Origin of the sequence: Nocardia sp. 852002-20019_SCH5090214 (assembly GCF_001665865.1) — a bacterium.
GTDB lineage: Bacteria > Actinomycetota > Actinomycetes > Mycobacteriales > Mycobacteriaceae > Nocardia > Nocardia nova.
Window position 1 is genome coordinate 1 of sequence record NZ_LZMK01000266.1, and the last position, 19281, is coordinate 19281.

Consider the following 19281-nt stretch of genomic DNA (forward strand, 5'->3'; position numbering starts at 1 on the left):
GGGTGAGAGCCCGTCCGGCGCCCCGACTGTATTACCAGTAACTGTCAGCCCAGTTCGGTGGCGGTACCACCGGCGGCGGTGATCTTCTCCTTGGCGGAGCCGGAGAACTTGTCGGCGCTGACCTGAACGGCCACACCGATTTCACCCTCGCCGAGCACCTTCACCAACTGGTTCTTGCGCACGGCACCGGCAGCGACGAGCTCGTCCTTGCCGATGGTGCCGCCCTGCGGGAACAGCCGCGCGATATCGCCGACGTTCACGACCTGGTACTCGACGCGGAACGGGTTGGTGAACCCCTTCAGCTTCGGCAGGCGCATGTGGATCGGCATCTGGCCGCCCTCGAAACGGGCCGGCACGTTCTTGCGAGCCTTCGTACCCTTGGTACCGCGACCGGCGGTCTTACCCTTGGAGCCTTCACCGCGACCCACACGGATCTTCTCGGTCTTGGCGCCCGGGGCGGGCCGCAGGTGGTGGAGCTTGATGGGGGTCATGCGGTTTCCTCCTCAACGGAAACGAGGTGGCGCACGACGTTGATCAGCCCGCGGTTCTGGGCGTTGTCCTCGCGGACCACGGTCTGGCGGATACCGCGCAGGCCGAGGGTGCGAAGCGACTCCCGCTGATTCTTCTTGGCGCCGATCGTGGACTTGATCTGGGTCACCTTGAGCTGTGCCATGTCAGACTCCCTGTCCGGCACGCGCACGCAGCATGCCCGCCGGGGCAACGTCCTCGATCGGCAGACCGCGGCGAGCGGCCACCTCCTCCGGACGCTGCAGCATCTTCAGGGCAGCGACGGTCGCGTGCACGACGTTGATGGCGTTGTCGCTACCGAGCGACTTGGCCAGGATGTCGTGGATACCGGCGCACTCCAGCACGGCACGCGCCGCACCACCGGCGATCACACCGGTACCGGGCGAGGCCGGACGCAGCATGACGACACCGGCGGCAGCCTCACCCTGCACCGGGTGCGTGATGGTGCTGCCGATCATCGGGACGCGGAAGAAGCCCTTACGAGCCTCCTCGACACCCTTCTGGATGGCCGCGGGGACTTCCTTGGCCTTGCCGTATCCGACACCGACCAGGCCGTTGCCGTCGCCCACGATCACCAGGGCGGTGAAGCTGAAGCGACGACCACCCTTCACGACCTTGGAGACGCGGTTGATCGCGACGACGCGCTCGAGCTGGTTCTTCTCGGCGGCATTGTCGCGACGGTCACCGCCGCCGCGACGGTCACGACCGCCGCCGCGCTGATCGCGCTCGTTGCCACTGCCACCCTGTCCGGCGGGTCCGCTGCCGCCGTCACGCCGCTGACGTCCCGGCATCAGACGTTCCTTCCGTTCATGTTCATTCGGTCCATGAGCTGAATCTGCATCAGAATTTCAACCCACCTTCGCGAGCAGCATCCGCCAGAGCGGCGATGCGGCCGTGGTAGTCGTGGCCACCGCGGTCGAACACCACGGCCTCCACACCGGCAGCCTTCGCGCGGGCGGCCAGCAGCTCGCCGACCTTCTTGCCCTTCGCGGACTTGTCACCGTCGAGCGCGCGCACATCGGCCTCGATCGAGGACGCGGAGGCGACGGTCTTGCCGACGGAGTCGTCGATCACCTGGGCGTGCAGGTGCCGCGAGGAGCGGAACACGACCAGACGCGGACGCTCGGCGGTGCCGAGGACCTTCTTGCGCAGACGGAAGTGCCGACGGGTCTTCGACACCCGGCGACGAGTCGACGCATCCTTGCCGACCGGCTGGCGGGCGGCTTTCTGAGCTTCAGTTTGTGCCATGGCTTACTTACCCGTCTTTCCGACCTTGCGGCGAACGACCTCACCGGCGTAGCGGATGCCCTTGCCCTTGTACGGGTCGGGCTTGCGCAGGCCGTGGATCACTGCGGCGATCTGGCCGACCTTCTGCTTGTCGATGCCGGACACCGAGAACTTGGTGGGGGCCTCGACCTGGAAGGTGATGCCCTCGGGGGCCTCGATCGGAACCGGGTGGCTGTAGCCGAGGGCGAACTCGAGGTTCGAACCCTTCTGCTGCACGCGGTAACCGACGCCGAAGATTTCCATCTTCTTCTCGTAGCCCTGGGTCACGCCGACGATCATGTTGTTGATCAGGGTGCGGCTCAGGCCGTGCAGCGAGCGGTTGCGGCGCTCGTCGTCCGGACGGCCCACCTCCAGCTCACCGTTCTCGGCCTTGGTGACGGTGATCGGCTCGGCGACGGTGTGCGAGAGGGTGCCCTTCGGACCCTTCACCGACACCTGCTGGCCGTCGATGGTCACCTCGACGCCGGCGGGAACCGAGATCGGCTTCTTACCGATACGCGACATTGTTCCTACCTCCCTTACCAGACGTAGGCGAGGACTTCCCCGCCCACACCCTGCTGCTTGGCCTGACGGTCGGTGAGCAGGCCCTTCGACGTGGAGATAATTGCCACGCCCAGACCGCCCAGCACCTTGGGCAGGTTGGTGGATTTCGCGTACACCCGCAGACCCGGCTTCGAGACGCGGCGCACACCCTGCAGGCTGCGCTCCCGGCTCTGGCCGTACTTCAGGTCGACGATCAGGGTCTGGCCGACGGGCGCATCCTCGGTGCGGTAGTCGGCGATGTAGCCCTCGCGCTTGAGGATCTCGGCGATGTTCGCCTTGAGCTTCGAGTGCGGGGCCTTCACCTGATCGTGGTACGCCGAGTTGGCGTTGCGCAGACGGGTCAGAAAGTCTGCGATCGGATCAGTCATGGTCATGTGTTGACCGTTACCTTTCTCGCCGCGGTTCCCATACAGCACCGTCACGCGGGGCGGTCGTGGGCCTACGACAATTTCGGCTGGTCCGGCCGACACCGTTGCCGACCGGATTGGAATGCTGTCACCCGGAGCAGCGCGCACGCATATGGGCACGAGGGTGCCCGAGCAACCGGTCTAGTGTAGGCGAGCGGTATGAGCGGGCAAAATCGGGGTGACCACCGCCGACTGCGTCACAGCGCGCCGTACTCCGCCGCGCTTCGGCTACACCTCGAGTTCCTCTTCGATGCCGCGCAGGCGATGCCGCGCCGGAGCGAGGTTCGCCCGGCCACGATCCAAGGCCAAATAGAGGAACAGGCCCTTGGAAGTGCGGCCGGTCATCGGGCGAATGATGTGGTACTGCGTGGACAGGGAGATCAGAATGTCCTCGATCTCCTCGTTGAGGCCCAACTGTTCGATGGTACGCAGTTTCGCGCGCACCACCTCCGTATTACCGGCACCGGCGACCTGCAGGTCCAGAGCCTTCGAACTGCCGAGCATTCCCAGCGACATGCCGCTGTTGTAATCGACGACCGATGCGCCGAGCGCGCAGTCGATCGCCATCATTTCCTTCAGCGCCAGATCCAAATTGGACATAATATTCCCGGAACGAACCGTCCCCCGCGTGCAACACCCCGGTACTTCTCTCCTGCTCCAGCCGTGTCATTTCCACGGCCAGGTCAGCGCCCATGACTGCCTTCGGCGAGTTCGGACAGGATCGCGCGCAGCTGGTATCGGGACATCGCCAGATTCCCGGTCTCCTCGTCGAAGAGGACGTGGACGAACAGCCGGCCGTCGAAATCGCCGTCGACCATATTCAGCAGGTGATAGCCGCGGGGGCCGGACACGATGATTTCGGTGACGTCGTCGTCCGGTTCCGCACCCAGCGCCGGGCAATTCAGCACGGCGCGCACCACATCCGTTGTGGCAGCGGCATCCTCGTGCTCGTCGATCGGATCGTGCCTACCGGCGGCGGCGACGGCGAGCCCACTCGCCCCGTCCACCAACGTCACTCCGCGCGCACCCGGAACTTTCGTCGCGCCACAGGTCATCCGGTTCGCATCAGGCCCGGTACAGCCGAAACCCGCTACCCGCACCCATGTTTCGGGCAGTCCCATTCACCGGCCGGGTGCCAACTGGACAGTCGAGCAAATCGCAGGTGCACACCCGGTCCCGGCATCCGGACAGATCGGACGACCGCGGCGCGAACCGGGTCAGAACGGTGCGAAGCTCGGCTGAATCGCCCTGTCGGCGATCAACTCCGCCACATCCTCCGGCTCCAAGAACGTCAACTCGTCCGGACCGGCGACGTCCCGGGGTTCGGGATTTCGCAGCCGGTCGACGAAGCGAAGCACGAATCCGGTGAACGGTCCGTCGAAGACCTCGGTGCCGACCTCGTGCACCATCGTCACGACCTTCCAACGCTCCGGGTCCGGATCACAGGGCAGAAAGAAATGTTCGTCGCCGCTGTGGTCGTAGCCCCAGGAAATGAGACCCCCCGGCTCGGGGTGAATCGGATACGGCACGTCATCGGGATCGTCTTCTCGCAATTCGCCGAATGTTTCGTGGATGAGCTGCATGCGCTCCAGCAGCGGACTCGGTCCCTGCGGATGAAAGACGGCGAGCTCTCCGGAAATCACCCCACTGCCGTAGGCATCGAGAAACGCCTTGAAGTCACCGGGCAATGCGGCGCCCACATAGTTCTCGACCTGCGCCCAATCGCCGGCCGCGCGCCGCGGCGCCGGAGCGCCCAGCAACCGCACGAGTTCATCGAATTCCGTCACGCACTTCCCCATTCCATCGACAGCCGAGCGGTGGACAAGGTAGCCGCGCGATATGAACTGCGCCGGCGATTCGTTGCCAGCAGTGAGAAGGACGCGAACGGCAAATCTTTTGCGCCACAGGATTTCCGGCGGAGTATGGACGCGTCGATCCCCGAGCCGGATTTTCGCGGAGATTGCACGAGGAGTTCGAAACCTTCACCCCCAACACAAGAAAGGGTACGGACTCGGATGAGTCCGTACCCTTTCTCGATTCGATTGTCGCGCTCAGCGCGGGCGCTGCGTCAGCAGCGCCGGCTCACCAGGAGCTCTTGTGCACGCCCGGCAGCTCGCCGCGGTGCGCCATCTCACGGACGCAGACGCGGCACAGGCCGAACTTGCGGTAGACCGCGCGGGGGCGGCCGCAGCGCTGGCAGCGGGTGTAGCCACGCACGGCGAACTTCGGCTTCGCGGCGGCCTTGTTGACGAGAGCTTTCTTAGCCATGTGCTCAGTTCTCCTTGAACGGGAAGCCGAGGTGCTTGAGCAGGGCGCGGCCCTCCTCATCGTTGGTCGCGGTAGTGACGACCGTGATGTCCATACCGCGCGGACGGTCGATGGAGTCCACGTCGATCTCGTGGAACATCGACTGCTCGCTCAGGCCGAACGTGTAGTTGCCGTTGCCGTCGAACTGCTTCGGCGACAGGCCGCGGAAGTCGCGGATACGGGGCAGCGCGATGGACACCAGGCGGTCCAGGAACTCCCACATGCGGTCGCCACGCAGCGTGACGCGCGCACCGATCGGCATACCCTCACGCAGCTTGAACTGCGCGATGGACTTGCGGGCCTTGCGGATCTCCGGCTTCTGACCGGTGATCAGGGCCAGGTCGTTGACGGCGCCGTTGATCAGCTTGGCGTCGCGGGCGGCGTCACCGACACCCATGTTGACGACGACCTTCACCACGCCCGGGATCTGCATCACGTTGGCGTAGTTGAACTCGTTGTTCAGCGCGTCCTTGATCTCCGCGCGGTAGCGCAGCTTCAGGCGGGGCTGAATCTTTTCAGACGTGGTCATGCTCAGATGTCCTTCCCGTTGCGACGGGAGATGCGCACCCGCTTGCCGTTCTCGTCGGTGCGGTAACCCACCCGGGTCGGCTTGCCGTCGGAGTCGACAACCATCACGTTGGACACGTGGATGGGCGCCTCCTGGGTCACGATGCCGCCGGAGCTGGCGCCGCGCTGGTTCGCGGAGTTCGCGACGTGCTTCTTGATCCGGTTCACGCCCTCGACCAGGACCTTGTCGGTCGCCGGGTAGGCCTGGATGACCTTGCCCTTTGCGCCCTTGTCCTTACCCGAGACGACGATCACGGTGTCGCCCTTGTGCACCTTCATGTCAGAGCACCTCCGGGGCCAGCGAAACGATCTTCATGAACCGCTTGTCACGCAGCTCGCGGCCGACGGGGCCGAAGATGCGGGTGCCACGCGGATCGTTGTCCGCCTTGATCAGCACCGCGGCGTTCTCGTCGAACTTGATGTACGAGCCGTCCGGACGACGACGCTCCTTGACGGTGCGCACGACGACCGCCTTGACGACGTCACCCTTCTTGACGTTGCCGCCGGGGATGGCGTCCTTGACGGTGGCGACGATGACGTCGCCGATACCGGCATAGCGACGCGACGACCCGCCGAGCACGCGGATGCACAGAATCTCCTTGGCACCCGTGTTGTCGGCGACGCGCAGTCGCGACTCCTGCTGAATCACTTCAGCTCCTCCTAGACCTGGACGTAATGCACGCCGGATTGCCGACCCGACGGGCATGGTCAGTTGCCCTTCGACGGACCTTGACGGCCCGCTCCCGCAAGCTCAGCGGGGCAGCGCCTGCCAGCGGTTTTGCATGATCGGAAGGATCAACCACTGTGGGTTCGCGGCCGAAGTGCGGGCACAATACCCGCAGGCAACCCGACAAGTGTAGCGAAGCCGCAGGTCGCGCCCAAATCAGGGTCGAACGGGGTCCGGCACGGCCACCCCACGGGTGGCGGTCGAACTCAGCCGAGTCTCAGCAGGTTCGGTTAGCCTCTCACGGACGCAACCGGCCCGGCCTCCGCGTGGAGTCGCAGTGACGGTCGTCGCGCAGGTGCACGATGAGTCGGGGAGAGGATTTTCTGTGACATCGTCCGGTCGCCAGGTCCGCCTGGGTCGCCGCTCGTTCCTGATCGCCCTCGGCGCGGTGCCGGTGGCCACCGCCCTGGTGGCGTGCAATAGCGACGCGAAGCCGAAACCCCTCACCGGCCCCGATCTGTCGGGCGTCGATCCCGCGGTGCGGCCGCAGGACGATCTGTACCGCAATATCAACGGCGCCTGGCTGCGCACCTACCAACTGCCGCCGGACAAGGTCTCCTACGGCACCTTCGCCGAGGTGTCCGATCGGGTCGAAGGGCAGCTGCGCGAGGTCATCGACGGAATCCACGATCCTAAGGACGGGTCGGAGGGCCAGCAGATCCGCGACCTCTACGACGCGCGGATGGATCTCGACACACTCGAGAAGCTCGGCACCACCCCGCTGCAACCGCTGTTCGCGCGGATCGACGGGGCGCAGACCAAGGCCGATCTCGCGAAGGTCATGGGCGCGCTGCCGCTGGGCGGCCTGATCGGGCTCGGTGTGAGTATCGACCGCAAGAATTCGAATGCCTACATTCCGTCCGTGGGCCAGTCCGGTCTCGGAATGAGCGAGCAGTACTACCGGAAACCCGAATTCGCGCAATATCTTTCCGCGTACCAGACGCTGCTGCACAAACTGGCGACCGGCGCCGGCCTGCCCGATCCGGACGGCGCGGCCGAACGCACACTGGATCTCGAGAAGCGCATCGCCGCCGGTTACTGGGACAACGTGCGCACCCGCGACTCCGATGCCACCTACAACCTCATGGCGTGGAACGAGATGACCACGCTGGCACCGGGTTTCGACTGGGAGCCGTGGCTGGCCGGCAGCACCGACCGGCCCAAGGAACTGTTCGGGAAGATGGTCGTCGGCGAACCGTCGTTCGTCACCGCGGCCGGGCAGCTGTGGACCGAGGTGGATATCAACATCTGGCGGGAATGGCTGAAGCTCAGCCTGCTGCGCAAATACGCCAAGTACATGAACAAGGATCTGTCGGACGCGAATTTCGATTTCCTGAAGGCCACCAGCGGGATCGAGCAGCGCCCGGAGCTGTGGAAGTCGGCGGTCGCGGTGGTCGACGCCAATCTCGGTGAGCAGCTGGGCAAGTTGTACGCGGCGAAATACTTTCCGCCGCAGGCGAAGACGCGCGCCAAGGAGCTGGTCGACAATCTGCTGGCCGCCTATCGCGACAACTTCCGCAACTCGTCGTGGATGTCGCCGCGGACCCGCGAGGCCGCGATCGCGAAACTGGACAAGATCACGGTCAAGATCGGCTACCCCGACAAGTGGGTGGACTATTCGAAGCTGAAGGTCACGCGCGGCCGGCTGGTCGAATCCCTGCTCGCCATCGAGGCTTTCGAGGCGAAGCGTTCGATGGACAAGCTGGGGACGCCGGTGGACAAGGCCGAATGGGGTATGTCGCCGCAGACCGTCAACGCCTACTACGAGGCAACCTCCAATTCCATCAACTTCCCGGCCGCGATCCTGCAAGCCCCGTTCTTCGACACCGACGCCGAACCGGCGGTGAACTACGGCGCGATCGGCGCGACCATCGGCCACGAGATCGGGCACGGCTTCGACGACCAGGGCTCGAAGTACAACGGCGACGGCAATCGCGAGGACTGGTGGACCCCGGAGGACCGGACCGCCTTCGAGGCCAAGACGAAGCAGCTGATCGATCAGTACAACGCCCTGGTGCCCGAGGGCCTGCCGCCCAGCGATCACGTCAACGGCCAGCTGACCGTCGGTGAGAACCTCGCCGACCTGCGCGGACTGATGATCGCGCTGGCCGCCTTCCGCATCGAGGAAGCCAAGAACGGCCGCAACACGCCCGACTACACCCCGATGTTCCAGTCCTGGGGCCGCAATTGGCGGGAGAAGCAGACCCAGCAGTCGCTCGAACAGCAGGTTGCCACGGATCCGCACTCCCCCGGCGAATTCCGCTGCAACCAGGTGGTGCGCAATCTGCCGGAGTTCTACGCGACCTTCGGCGTCCAGCCCTCGGACAAGCTCTTCCTGCCCGAGGACCAGCGCGTGATTCTGTGAGGTCAGTGGGTGATCAGCCGCCAATCCTCGGGCAGGTTGGCGGCGGTCACCTGCTCACCGTCCACTGCCAGATCCACCGCAGTTCCGCCGAGGCGCAGATCGGTGAGCTCTACCCTGCCCCAGCGCGCGGGGACATGCGGCAGGACGGTCACCGTGCGGTGCGGCACGTCGGGTTCGAGCCCCAGGAACGAACGGACCAGCAACAGCGGCGCGGCGCTGGCCCAGGCCTGCGGGGAACACGAGGTCGGATACGGCACCGGCGCCGAGAAGCGGGAGCGCTGAAAACCACAGAACAACTCGGGCAGCCGGCCGCCGAAAGCGGTTGCGGCGTCGAGTAATCCGTTGGACAACCGGGTGGCCAGCCCGACCGCGCCCGGGATGTGGCGGTAACGCAGCAGACCGGCGACCGCGATGGCGGTGTCGTGCGGCCAGACCGAACCGTTGTGATAGCTCATCGGATTGAACGCGCCCATCCCGGAAGACAGTGTGCGCAAACCGAATCCGGAGTCCATCTCCGCGGTCGCCAGATGGTGCACCAGTTGTTCGGCGTGGTCGTCGGTCACGATGCCCGACCACAGGCAATGGCCGACATTGCTGGTGAGCGCATCGACGCGGCGCTTGTTACCGTCCAAAGCGACCGCATACCAGCCCTTTTCGGGAATCCAGAAGGCTTCGGCGAATTTCGTGCGCAATTCGGCGGCATGTTCGCGCAACTTCTCGGCCTTGTCCGACTGCCCGAATTCCTCGGCCAGTTCGGCCCGGGCCAGGATCGCCGCGTAGACGTAGCTCTGCACCTCACACAGCGCGATCGGCGCCTGGGCGAGATGTCCGGCCGCGTCGTTGATGCCGTCGAAGCTGTCCTTCCAGCCCTGGTTGATCAGGCCGCGGTCGGTCGCGCGCTGATATTCGACGAAGCCGTCACCGTCGCGATCGCCGAAGTGCGACATCCAGTCGAGGGCCGCGTCCGCCGCCGGCAGCAGCGTCTGCACCGCCTCCGGCGACGCACCCCAGCGCCGGGTCTCTGCCAGCAGCATCACGAAAAGTGGTGTGGCGTCGACGGTTCCGTAGTACACCTCCCCGCCCAGGGCCAGTCCGCCCGCCGGGCCGCGGCGGATCTCGTGCATGATCCGGCCCGGCTCCTCCTCGGTCAGCGCGTCGACCTGCTGGCCCTGCATTTCGGCCAGCTGCTGCATGGTGCCGAGTGCGAGCGAGGAGTCCAGCGGCAGCGCCATCCACGCGGTGAGCAGCGAGTCGCGGCCGAACAACGTCATGAACCACGGTGCGCCGGCCGCGACGAAGGTGCGATGCCGGCGTTCCTCGCGAATCTGCAGTGCGCCCAGATCGCTTTCGGTGCGCTGCAGAATGGCGGTGAGCTGCGGATCACCGGTGGTGAGTTTGGTGGCGGTGTCACGCCAGGCGGCCATCTTGCGGCCCGGTTCGCTGCTGCGATAGTGCTCGCCGGGGCGCAGGGCGACATGCACCCGCTGATTGGCCACGGTCGGCTGCGCGAGTATCTCGGTCTGCCAGCGCCCGGTGGCGGGCACGACGATGCGCCAGGTCAGCGAGCCGGGCAGCACGGTCGGGAGTTCCGAGGAGGACACCGCCAGGCCGCGTGCGCGATCGGAGCGGTCGTTGAGCAGCAGTTCGTTGTCGGTGACCAGTATTTCGGCGCGTCCGTGCCCGGCCCGGCCCTCTTTGACGGCGAAGAGATCCACGAAGTCGGCGTCGGCGCGCAGCTCGAGCACCACGGCCGTGGGTTCGCGGCCGAGGTTCTCCAGGATGACCGTTTCTCTCATCCCGTCGGCGACGAGTCGTTCGCGCACCACCAGCAGACTGGAATCGGCGGCGCCGGACCGCGGCGGCCGCCGCAGGATGAAACGCGCGGTGAATGCCTCGGGGCTGAGCACCGACAGCGGTTCGAGCCGCTGCCCGTCCACCCGCAGCTCCCAGCGCGACACCACCCGGGCGTCGCGATAGAACAGGCCCTGCGAGGTTCCCGATTCCACATCGCCGACCCGGTCGGACAGGCAGAAGGTGCTGCCCTCGACCAGCGTCACCGAACCGTTCAGCAGGGCGGGTTCGCCGCCGTTGAGAGGTGAGGGCCCGGTCATCGCGCATCACCCCCTCGGGGGTGATGCGGCGCCGCGGTAGGCACGGTAGATCGTTTCGTCGACTCGAACATCACCATCGCGAACGGCTCCTCCCTGATCACCGGCGACAACCGATCCGGCTCGAGGTTTGCGTGGGCCTATCCGACAACGTTCGCACGAGAACGTCTCGATCATCGAGAGTAACCGCTGAACGGTGCTCGGCACGGCCAATCCCTCGACCAGGCCGCAAATCCGCGCTGTGGCACGGCACGGCGAATCGCCGAATAACTCAGCGCGAGCGCTCGCCGGTCCCCTCGATCGGCTGCTTGCGCCGCGTTTTGACGTTGACCAGGCCGAGGTCACCGCCGTAGTGGGCCAGCACGCGAGGATCGATCACGGCGCGCCACAGCGGCGGCACCGCGGCCAGCAGGACCATCCCGGCATAGCCCATCGGAAGCTGTGGCGCCTGCTCGACGCTGCGCAAGGTCTGGTAGCGGCGACCCGGATTCGCGTGGTGGTCGCTGTGGCGCTGCAGATGGAACAGGAAGATGTTGGTGACCAGACTGTCGCTGTTCCAGCTGTCGCGCGGCGAGCAGCGCCCGAATGTGCCGTCGGCGCGGCGCGCGCGCAGCAGGCCGTAGTGCTCGACGTAGTTCACCGTCTCGAGCAGAACGGCGCCGATCAACGCCTGCAGGGCCAGCCACGGGATCACGCTGGGGCCGAAAAACAGGATCAGGACGCCGAACAGTACGACGCTCATCGACCAGGCCTGCAGCAGATGGTTCTCGTAGCTGAACCAGCGTTTTCCCCTGCGTGCCAGCCGGTCCCGTTCGAGCCGGAACGCCGAGCGGAGCCCGCCGAACATGCTGCGCGGCAGGAACACCCACAAGGACTCACCGAAGCGGGCGCTGGCCGGGTCCTCCGGCGTCGCGACGCGGGCGTGGTGGCCGCGGTTGTGCTCGACGAAGAAGTGCCCGTACGCGGACTGCGCGAGGGCGATCTTCGACAGCCACCGTTCCAGATGCTCTGATCGATGCCCGAGTTCGTGCGCGGCATTGATCCCGATGCCGGACACCACCCCGAGAGTGATGGTGAGACCAAGTTTGTCGACGAACGACAGCCCGGTATCCGCCCACAGGTAGCCCGCGATGAGCAGGCCGAGGAATTGCATCGGCAGGAAGAGGTAGGTGCACCAACGGTAGTAGCGGTCGTTGGAGAGCGCCTCGTAGTCCTCGTCGTGCGGATTACTGCCGTCGTCCCCGACCGCCCAGTCCAGCAGGGGGATGACCACGAACACGATGATCGGCCCGATCCACCAGAACACCGTCAATCCGGTGAGTGCCACCAGCGGCGCGGGGAGCAGGGCACAAGCCGGTGCGATCAACCCCAGCATCCACAGATAGCGCTTGGGGTCACGGGCTCGGGATTGTTCGAAGATCGCCATGTACTTCTCGCTATCCAGAGAGAGACACCAGATGGAGATTTCAGCCGCGAGAGACGGGCGTAGGCCTGAGATACTCAGCGTAGCCGTTCGCGCGACACAGTCCAGAGAACGTCGAAAATGACCTACGGACGTGCGCATACCCCGAAATCACCAATGCATGACTGGCTGTTCCGGCATGCACGGCACGACGCCGCCCACCGCAATGGTGGGCGGCGTCTTTCGGGCCGGCCGAGCATTCGCTACGGCAGGGCTGCGCAATTACTCGGCGCGGGCAGACCGGCCAGCCGATCGGTCATCCACGAATGCGCCGTCGCCAGCGACGGGAAATAGGCCAGGTCGTGGGTGCCCACGATGCCGGTGATGGCGGGCAGCTGCGGATTCGCGTCCAGCTGAACCGGAGTGCCGCCGGCACACCAGCCGGCGGCCACGGCGCGAACCGGTGGATACGGTGTGCCTTCGTCGTTCACGGCCGAGGCGATGAGCACGGGCATCGTGGGCGCGATGGTTCCGATGCGCTGCTCGTCGAATGCCGCTTTCAGCGCCGGCGACCGGTCGATGACAGCGGTGAGAGGTTCTCCGCTATTGGTGATTTGCGTTATTCGCCGTATTTGAATGTCGACTGACGCGGCGATGGCGCACTTGTCCAGCGCGTCGCGCATCAACCCTTTACCGGCGTCGTTGATTTCGGCATCGAGGATCGGCCGCGTTTCGGGATAGTCGGCGGCGATACCGTTGAGGGTGAACGGCGCGGCGGATCCGACACCGGGCTGGCCGTAGTTGTAGCCGATGAAATTCTCGGGGTCGACGATCGGGCCGCCGATGTAGGCCCCACGCACGTTCAATTCGGGCGCGTAGCTCGATTGCAGTTCGGCGGCCCCGGCCGAGGCCATACCGCCCTGGGAGTAGCCGAACAGGATGACCGGCGAATGCGGATTCAGTCCGGTGCCCGGCAGCTGCAATGCGGCACGCGCGGAATCGAGTACGGCATACGCCTGGGCTTTCCGGTTGAGGAAGTCGTGCACATCGGGCGTGCCCAGTCCGTGATAATCGGTCAGCACCACGGCCATACCGCGGGCGAGCAGCGAGACCAGCGCGATGACGTCGTATTCGGCGATGACGTCGTACGGCGGCCGGAACTGGGCCAACTGCGGCAGCACCTTCGACGGCGCGCACTGATCGCCCTGGCCCTGAGAGCCGACCCCGTAGGCGACCAGCGGACGTTCGCCCGGGCCGGTCCACGGCACCATCGGCTGCAGATACGTCGCCACCACCGCGGTCGGGGCATCGTGAGTATCGCTGCTGAGATACATCATTCGCGTCGACGCCGCCGGTACGACACCCGGCTGGCCGGGTGCCGACATCACCAGCGCCGCGGGTTGGGCACGAAGGATCGCGCCCGGCGGCATCGGCGGTGGCGGCGGCGGTACGTAGAAATCATCGGCGGCGACCTGCGTAGCCGGTTGCGGCGACGCGGGTGGCGCCGATATCGCCGCGCCCGCGATGACGACGAGCGAGCCGAACAGCACTGCGTTCCATCTGCGGATCAAGCCCCTCACGATCGATCCTTCCCTGCGTCTTCAGCGGATATACATCGAGCGTCGAGCGATCGAACATCGGTGGCCCGGGTGGGCGTCTGCGGCCCCTCCGGGCACGGCGGCCGCTACGGCAACGCGGCGCAATTGCTCGCCGCGGGTGCCGCCGCGAGCCGATCGGTCAGCCACATCTGCGAGGCCGCCAAGGACGGGAAGAAGGCGAGATCGTGGGTGCCGACGACACCGGAAATCGGCGGAAGCTGGGAGTTCGCGTCGATCTGCACCGGGACGCCGCGACTGCACCACGCGGCGGCCACATCTCGGATGGGCGCGTACGGCGCGCCCTCGTCGTTCTTCGCCGAGGCGATGAGCACCGGCGCCGACGGCGTGCCGCCACCGATGCGCTGATCGGCGAAGGCCTGGCTCAACGCCGGGGACCGATCGATCACCGTGGTGAGTGGCTGTCCGCTGGAAGTGAACTGGGCCGTCTGCCGCTGCGGATTGTCGATCGATACCGCGATGGCACATTTATTCGCGGCGTCGCTCAGCAGCGCCTTGCCGGCATCGTTGAGTTCGGCGTCGAGTTCCGGGCGCGTCTCGGGATAGTCCGCCGCGATGCCGTTGAGTGTGAATCCGACCGCGCCGGACAGGCTCGGCTGGCCCTCGTTGAAGCCGATGAAGTATTCGGGATCGACCACCGGCCCGCCGATGTACGCGCCGCGCATATTCAGTTCGGGCGCATAGCTCGGTTGCAATTCGGCCGCACCGGCCGAGGCCATACCGCCCTGGGAGTAGCCGTACACGATGACCGGCGGCTGCGGCCCCAGGCCGTTGTTCGGCAACTGCTCCGCGGCCCGCGCCGAATCGAGTACCGCATAGGATTGCGCTTTCCGATTCAGGAAGTCGTGCATTTCGGGTGTGCCCAGTCCGTGGTAATCGGTGACCACGACGGCCATACCGCGCGACAGCAGCGAATACAGCGCCAATACATCGTATTCGGCGATGACGTCGAACGGCGGCTGGTATCGGACGAGCTGCGGGAGCAATTTCGAGGGCGCGCACTGGTCGCCCTGTCCCTGCGTGCCGACCGCGTACGCGACCAATGGGCGGTCACCGGGACCGGTCCACGGCAGCATCGGCTGCAGATACGTTCCCGTCACCGCGGTCGGCGCGTCGTGCGTGTCGTTGCTGAGATACATCATGCGTGTCGAGATCGCCGGGACGACGCCGGGTTGTCCCGGCGCCGAGAACATCAGCGATGCCGGCTGAGCTCGCACGATGGCTCCCGGAGGACCGGGGGGCAGGGGCGCCGGCGGAAGGTAGAAATCATCATCGGCGGCGGCCTGCGCCGGAGGCTGCGTCCAGGCATGCGGCGCGGAAACCATTCCGCCCGCGACGGCGATGAGAGCTCCGAACAAGACAGCGGTACAACTGCGTATCCGGCTCCGCACGATTCGTCCTTTCCTGAGCTTCGGGATGCCTATCGGAACGAACAAACGGATCTCGACAGTACCGAAAAAGACGGATCGATCTTCGGTGAATCAGAATGACACTCGGCGTGTCTCGCTAATGACGGGCTAATGGCTTGTCAGGAGGCGGAAGACGGGTCAGCTCTGGGCGGCGCGACGGTAACCGCGAATGGCGACGGCGCCGAAAACCACCATCAGCCCCACCGACCACGCCACGGTCTGCAATACCGGAACCAGCAGCGGACCACCGAGAGCGAAGTCGCGCATCGCCTCGATGGCGCAGCTCATCGGCTGAGCCCGCACGATCGGTTGCAGCCGGCCCGGATAGTTCTGCACCGGCACGAATCCGGAATTGAAGAACATGCCGACCAACACCACGATCGCGAACAGCTGCACCACCTTGTCACCGGCGCTGCTCACCCCGACCGCGATGACCAGCGGGGTGAATCCGGCGATCACGATCACCGGTACCAGCAGGACGCCGATCGCACCGGCCCAGCCCTGCTGGAACCGCAGGCCCAGCACCATGCCGACGGCGACGACCACGACCGTCGCCGCGAGCGCGCGGGCGCATTCGGCGGCCAGCCGGCCGGACAGTCCGGCCCAGCGATGCATCGGAAGCACCCAGAATCGGCGCAGCAGACCGCTTTCCCGCTCGGCGTACAACGACATGCCGGTACCCATCGCGCCGTACATCGCCCCGGCGACGGCGATCATCGGCACGAACCCGTAGATCGGGTCGGCCCCGCCGGCGGCGCCGAGGGATTTGTCGAGCACCAGGTCGTACATGAGCAGCAGCAGAATCGGCAGCACCAGCGTGCTGGTGATCACCTCCGGCTGCCGTGACCAGCGCCGCAGCAGGCGACCGGTCTCGATCCGGGCCTGCGACCACAGATCACCGATCCGGGTGCCGAGCACGGGGGAATTGTCCATAACGGTCGCACTCATCGCCGGTGCCCTTCCGCTCGCACTGCCAGGACCACGGCGACCACCAGCAGCACCGCGATCCAGATCGCGGCCACGCCGAGTTCGGCGGGGTACTTCCCCGCCGCCAGTCCGCGCAGCGCGTCGGTGATCTGCGAGACCGGCTGATTGCGTACATACGGCTGGATCCAGCCCGGAAAACCCTGCACCGGAACGAACCCGGTGGAGGTCATCACCAGCAGCAGTTGCGGGCCGAACAGGACGGTGCCGCTGAGTTCGCTGTTGCGGGTGATGGTGCCGAGCGCGTCGGTGGCGATTACGAGCGTGGCGCCGAACGCCAGCACCACCAGCACGAAGACCAGCGTGGAATCCGCGCCGTGGAATCGGAATCCGAAGATCGTGCCGATGATCAGCGCCCCGGCGAAGGCGGCGACGGCGCGCACCAGATTCGCCGACATCCGAGCGGTCACCGGAACCCACGACGGCACCGGCATCGCCCGCAGCCGGGTGGCCATGCCGCCGACGACCTCTCGCGCCGCCCGGTCACCGGCGAACATGGAGGTGAAGAACAAGGCGAAGACCGCGATCAAGGGCAGCAGGTACTGCGCGTAGTCGATACCACCGGCCTCCATCGAATGCCGCAGCGGCACGTAGAAGCAGACGAAGAACACCACCGGCGCGGCGAAGGCCAGCACCAGATCGCCCTCGCGCAGCGCGGTGCGAATCATGCGGCCGCTCAACGCCGTCCATTGCAGGCCGGCCGGAACCCGGAACAGTTCGGGGGTTTCGGTGCGCGCCGCGGTCATGCCGGGATCTCTTCGGCCGGTTCGGTCAGCTGGATGAAGACCTCGTCGAGGGAGGGACGGCGCAAGGCGATGTCGATCAATTCGATTCCCGCGCTGTTGATCCGGTCCAGCGCCTCCGACAGCGTCACCGCGCCACCGGGCGCGGGAACCGACACGCGGTCCTGCGATTCGGCGATCGTGACCTCCCCCAGGCTCGCCAGCGCGGCGGCCACGGCCGGCACATCGCCGGCATCGACCGGGACGACCTCGCAGTAGCTGTCGCCGGAGCGGGCCTTGAGCTGATCGGCGGTGCCCTCGGCGATCACGGTGCCCTTGTCGACGACAATGATGTTGTCGCTCAACGCATCCGCTTCCTCGAGGTACTGCGTGGTGAGCAGAATCGTGACGCCCTGTTCCTTGAGCGAGCGCACCAGCGCCCATAGGCTCTGGCGACTGACGGGGTCCAGGCCGGTGGTGGGTTCGTCGAGGAAGACCACGCGCGGCGGCCGGACCAATCCGCAGGCGATATCGATGCGCCGGCGCATACCGCCGGAGTACTGGCCGACCCGTCGTTCCGCCGCCTCGGTGAGCGCGAACTGCTCCAGGAGTTCGTCGGCGCGCTGCGCGGCGGCCTTGCGCCGCAAGCCCATCAGACGGGCGAAGAGCACCAGATTTTCCCGGCCGGTGAGCATTTCGTCGAGCGCCGCGTACTGGCCGGTCAGCATGATCGAGGACCGGACCTGCGCGGCCTGGGTGACGACGTCGAAGCCGGCTACCCGCGCAGTACCGGCATCGGGACGAATCAGCGTCGACAACACCGATACCGTGGTGGTCTTACCCGCGCCGTTGGGCCCGAGCACGCCCAGCACACTGCCCGCGGGGGCGCTGAAACTGATGCCTCGCAACGCGCGCACCGCGCCGAAGGTCTTCTCGACACCGTCGACGACGATCGCGTTGTCCGTATCCGCCGGACTACCCATTGAATTCGACACCATGCTCTCCGTCCGAGCGCCCGCCCAGTTACTTTGGTAAGGCTAACTTGATAATTCGATGAACTCCACCGCCTCGGCCTCAACCGAGCAGCGCCACCACCTCGTCGAGGGAGGCGCCGCCGAGAATGGCGGTGACCGGGAGATCCCGCCGCAATTCGGCCTCGACCCGCTTGCGGAGGTCGAGCGCCTGCAGCGAATCCAGGCCCAGCGCCACCAGCGGGACCGATCCGTCGACGGCCTCGCTCGGTTCCAACCCCATCACCACCCGCAGGGCATCGCGCACGGTGTCGGCGGTGCCGCGCGGCGCGGCGGCCGTATCGGCGGCGGGCTCGGGTTCGGCCACCGGTTCGGCAACCGTGGCCGCCGCCGGCTCCGGTTCGTCGTCGGGTAGTTCGGCGAACAGCGGCGCGAAACCGAAGACCGAGAACAGATCTCGGATGCGACCCCACTGGGCGGCGGCGACCAGCACAGTGGCCGCACGCGGCGCGAAGCCGGCGGCGACCGCCACCGCCGGGTCCATCGGCAGCAATCCGGTGCCGCTGATGCGGGCCAGCGCTTCGGCATGGTCGGCGCCGACCGCCCGCCACAGGCCCCACTGCACCGACGAGCATCGGATGCCTTCGGCCCGGTAGTGCGCGGCCTGCGCGTCCAGCATCCGGTTGATCGCGGAGTAGACCATATGTCCGCGCCCGCCCAGTGTGGCCGACAGCGACGAGCACACCACGATGCGACCGTCGTCGGTGCGCGGGAAGATACGCGTGAGGTTGCGCAGCACGACGGATTTGGCGTTGGCGGCCGCGCGAATGGCCGCCGGATCCGGATCGGCGGCCGCGGCGTCGTAATCCACGGCGGCATGCACGACGAGGGTCGCCGGGCTCGCGGCGTAGTCCGCCGCGAGGTCGGCGAGTGCGGCTGCGTCACCGGCGTCGCAGCGGCGCACCACGATCTCGGAATCGTGCCGGGCGCCGATCTCGGCGATGCGCGCCGCGGCGGCGAAGGCGCTGCTCGGCGCGATCCATATCGCGGGGGAGCCGGAATTGGCCGTGCGCGACGGCGGCTACTACGCGAAACGGCTGATCCTCGACGACACCGCGGGTGATATTCCGCCGCACGGGGAGGAACTGCGCGAGGTCGTCATCGTCGGCGGCACCGGCAAGGTGGGGCTCGACCTCTGCGAGCAGTTCGCCGCCGCGGGCGCGGGCCGGATCACGGTGATCAGCCGGTCCGGCGGTTCGGCCGCCGCCGCGGCGCGCATCGCCGAGATCGGCGCCCGGCACGATTCCGAGATCGTGGTGCGCCGCTGCGACGCCGCCG

At 66.6% G+C, this 19281-nt stretch carries 23 protein-coding genes; 2 read left to right on the top strand and 21 right to left on the bottom strand.

The annotated features are described in order from the left end of the window. Nucleotides 1-44: 44 nt before the first annotated feature. From rplO to rplN, 13 genes are all read right to left on the bottom strand, one after another. Nucleotides 45-491, bottom strand: a complete 447-nt coding sequence (gene rplO / locus A5780_RS20205) for a 50S ribosomal protein L15 (RefSeq protein ID WP_030513405.1) — start codon at nt 489-491, stop codon at nt 45-47. Beyond that, nucleotides 488-673 (bottom strand): 50S ribosomal protein L30, encoded by a 186-nt coding sequence (gene rpmD, locus A5780_RS20210; RefSeq protein WP_030513404.1) that lies wholly within the window; start codon nt 671-673, stop codon nt 488-490. The genes rplO and rpmD overlap by 4 nt, the downstream gene beginning before the upstream one ends. Nucleotide 674: 1 nt before the next feature. After that, nucleotides 675-1319 carry a 30S ribosomal protein S5 gene (rpsE, locus tag A5780_RS20215; protein WP_039776501.1) on the bottom strand — a complete coding sequence of 215 codons (645 nt, stop codon included), beginning with the start codon at nt 1317-1319 and terminating at the stop codon, nt 675-677. A gap of 49 nt (nt 1320-1368) precedes the next feature. Next, nucleotides 1369-1776: a 50S ribosomal protein L18 gene (gene rplR / locus A5780_RS20220; RefSeq protein ID WP_030513402.1), complete on the bottom strand. Its 408-nt coding sequence runs from the start codon at nt 1774-1776 to the stop codon at nt 1369-1371. 3 nt (nt 1777-1779) lie between these two features. Then, on the bottom strand, nt 1780-2319 hold the full coding sequence (rplF, locus tag A5780_RS20225) for a 50S ribosomal protein L6 (protein ID WP_030513401.1): 540 nt from the start codon (nt 2317-2319) through the stop codon (nt 1780-1782). A gap of 14 nt (nt 2320-2333) precedes the next feature. Then, nucleotides 2334-2732: a 30S ribosomal protein S8 gene (gene rpsH / locus A5780_RS20230; RefSeq protein ID WP_030513400.1), complete on the bottom strand. Its 399-nt coding sequence runs from the start codon at nt 2730-2732 to the stop codon at nt 2334-2336. 261 nt (nt 2733-2993) lie between these two features. Beyond that, entirely contained in the window at nt 2994-3365 is a 372-nt protein-coding gene (locus tag A5780_RS20235; RefSeq protein WP_063016694.1) for a hypothetical protein, read from the bottom strand. Nucleotides 3366-3448: 83 nt separating this feature from the next. Continuing rightward, nucleotides 3449-3781 (bottom strand): hypothetical protein, encoded by a 333-nt coding sequence (locus A5780_RS20240; RefSeq protein ID WP_231983020.1) that lies wholly within the window; start codon nt 3779-3781, stop codon nt 3449-3451. Between the two features lie 201 nt (nt 3782-3982). After that, complete coding sequence (locus A5780_RS20245) at nt 3983-4552, bottom strand: SMI1/KNR4 family protein (protein ID WP_064909256.1); 570 nt, start codon at nt 4550-4552, stop codon at nt 3983-3985. A gap of 295 nt (nt 4553-4847) precedes the next feature. Next, the gene (locus tag A5780_RS20250) at nt 4848-5033 is read right to left on the bottom strand and encodes a type Z 30S ribosomal protein S14 (RefSeq protein ID WP_025347225.1); all 186 of its coding nucleotides are present in this window, start codon (nt 5031-5033) and stop codon (nt 4848-4850) included. Between the two features lie 4 nt (nt 5034-5037). After that, entirely contained in the window at nt 5038-5601 is a 564-nt protein-coding gene (gene rplE / locus A5780_RS20255; RefSeq protein WP_030513397.1) for a 50S ribosomal protein L5, read from the bottom strand. Between the two features lie 2 nt (nt 5602-5603). After that, nucleotides 5604-5918: a 50S ribosomal protein L24 gene (gene rplX, locus A5780_RS20260; RefSeq protein WP_036498213.1), complete on the bottom strand. Its 315-nt coding sequence runs from the start codon at nt 5916-5918 to the stop codon at nt 5604-5606. Nucleotide 5919: 1 nt separating this feature from the next. Next, nucleotides 5920-6288: a 50S ribosomal protein L14 gene (gene rplN / locus A5780_RS20265; RefSeq protein WP_030513395.1), complete on the bottom strand. Its 369-nt coding sequence runs from the start codon at nt 6286-6288 to the stop codon at nt 5920-5922. Nucleotides 6289-6691: 403 nt separating this feature from the next. Between rplN and A5780_RS20270 the strand changes: the two genes are divergently transcribed. After that, nucleotides 6692-8731 (top strand): M13 family metallopeptidase, encoded by a 2040-nt coding sequence (locus tag A5780_RS20270; protein WP_063016700.1) that lies wholly within the window; start codon nt 6692-6694, stop codon nt 8729-8731. Between the two features lie 2 nt (nt 8732-8733). Here the strand turns inward: A5780_RS20270 and A5780_RS20275 are convergent, their stop codons facing one another. The 8 genes from A5780_RS20275 to A5780_RS20310 all read right to left on the bottom strand — a co-directional run bounded on the left by A5780_RS20275 (nt 8734) and on the right by A5780_RS20310 (nt 18910). After that, entirely contained in the window at nt 8734-10842 is a 2109-nt protein-coding gene (locus A5780_RS20275) for a glycogen debranching N-terminal domain-containing protein (protein WP_030513393.1), read from the bottom strand. 268 nt (nt 10843-11110) lie between these two features. Further along, a complete protein-coding gene (locus A5780_RS20280) occupies nt 11111-12265 on the bottom strand; it encodes an alkane 1-monooxygenase (protein ID WP_064909257.1) in 1155 nt (384 codons plus the stop codon). A 239-nt stretch (nt 12266-12504) separates the two neighbouring features. Further along, nucleotides 12505-13821, bottom strand: coding sequence for a lipase family protein (locus A5780_RS20285; RefSeq protein ID WP_156769579.1), 1317 nt, complete (start codon nt 13819-13821; stop codon nt 12505-12507). Nucleotides 13822-13925: 104 nt separating this feature from the next. Then, nucleotides 13926-15074 (bottom strand): lipase family protein, encoded by a 1149-nt coding sequence (locus tag A5780_RS20290; RefSeq protein WP_231509042.1) that lies wholly within the window; start codon nt 15072-15074, stop codon nt 13926-13928. A gap of 330 nt (nt 15075-15404) precedes the next feature. Then, nucleotides 15405-16214, bottom strand: a complete 810-nt coding sequence (locus tag A5780_RS20295; RefSeq protein WP_231983021.1) for an ABC transporter permease — start codon at nt 16212-16214, stop codon at nt 15405-15407. Continuing rightward, entirely contained in the window at nt 16211-16996 is a 786-nt protein-coding gene (locus A5780_RS20300) for an ABC transporter permease (RefSeq protein WP_064909260.1), read from the bottom strand. The genes A5780_RS20295 and A5780_RS20300 overlap by 4 nt, the downstream gene beginning before the upstream one ends. Beyond that, nucleotides 16993-17970, bottom strand: coding sequence for an ATP-binding cassette domain-containing protein (locus A5780_RS20305; RefSeq protein ID WP_231983022.1), 978 nt, complete (start codon nt 17968-17970; stop codon nt 16993-16995). The genes A5780_RS20300 and A5780_RS20305 overlap by 4 nt, the downstream gene beginning before the upstream one ends. A gap of 76 nt (nt 17971-18046) precedes the next feature. Beyond that, a complete protein-coding gene (locus A5780_RS20310; RefSeq protein WP_064909262.1) occupies nt 18047-18910 on the bottom strand; it encodes a beta-ketoacyl reductase in 864 nt (287 codons plus the stop codon). Between the two features lie 34 nt (nt 18911-18944). Between A5780_RS20310 and A5780_RS20315 the strand changes: the two genes are divergently transcribed. Then, nucleotides 18945-19281: KR domain-containing protein (locus A5780_RS20315; protein ID WP_156769580.1), on the top strand; the 337-nt coding region annotated here is incomplete at its 3' end.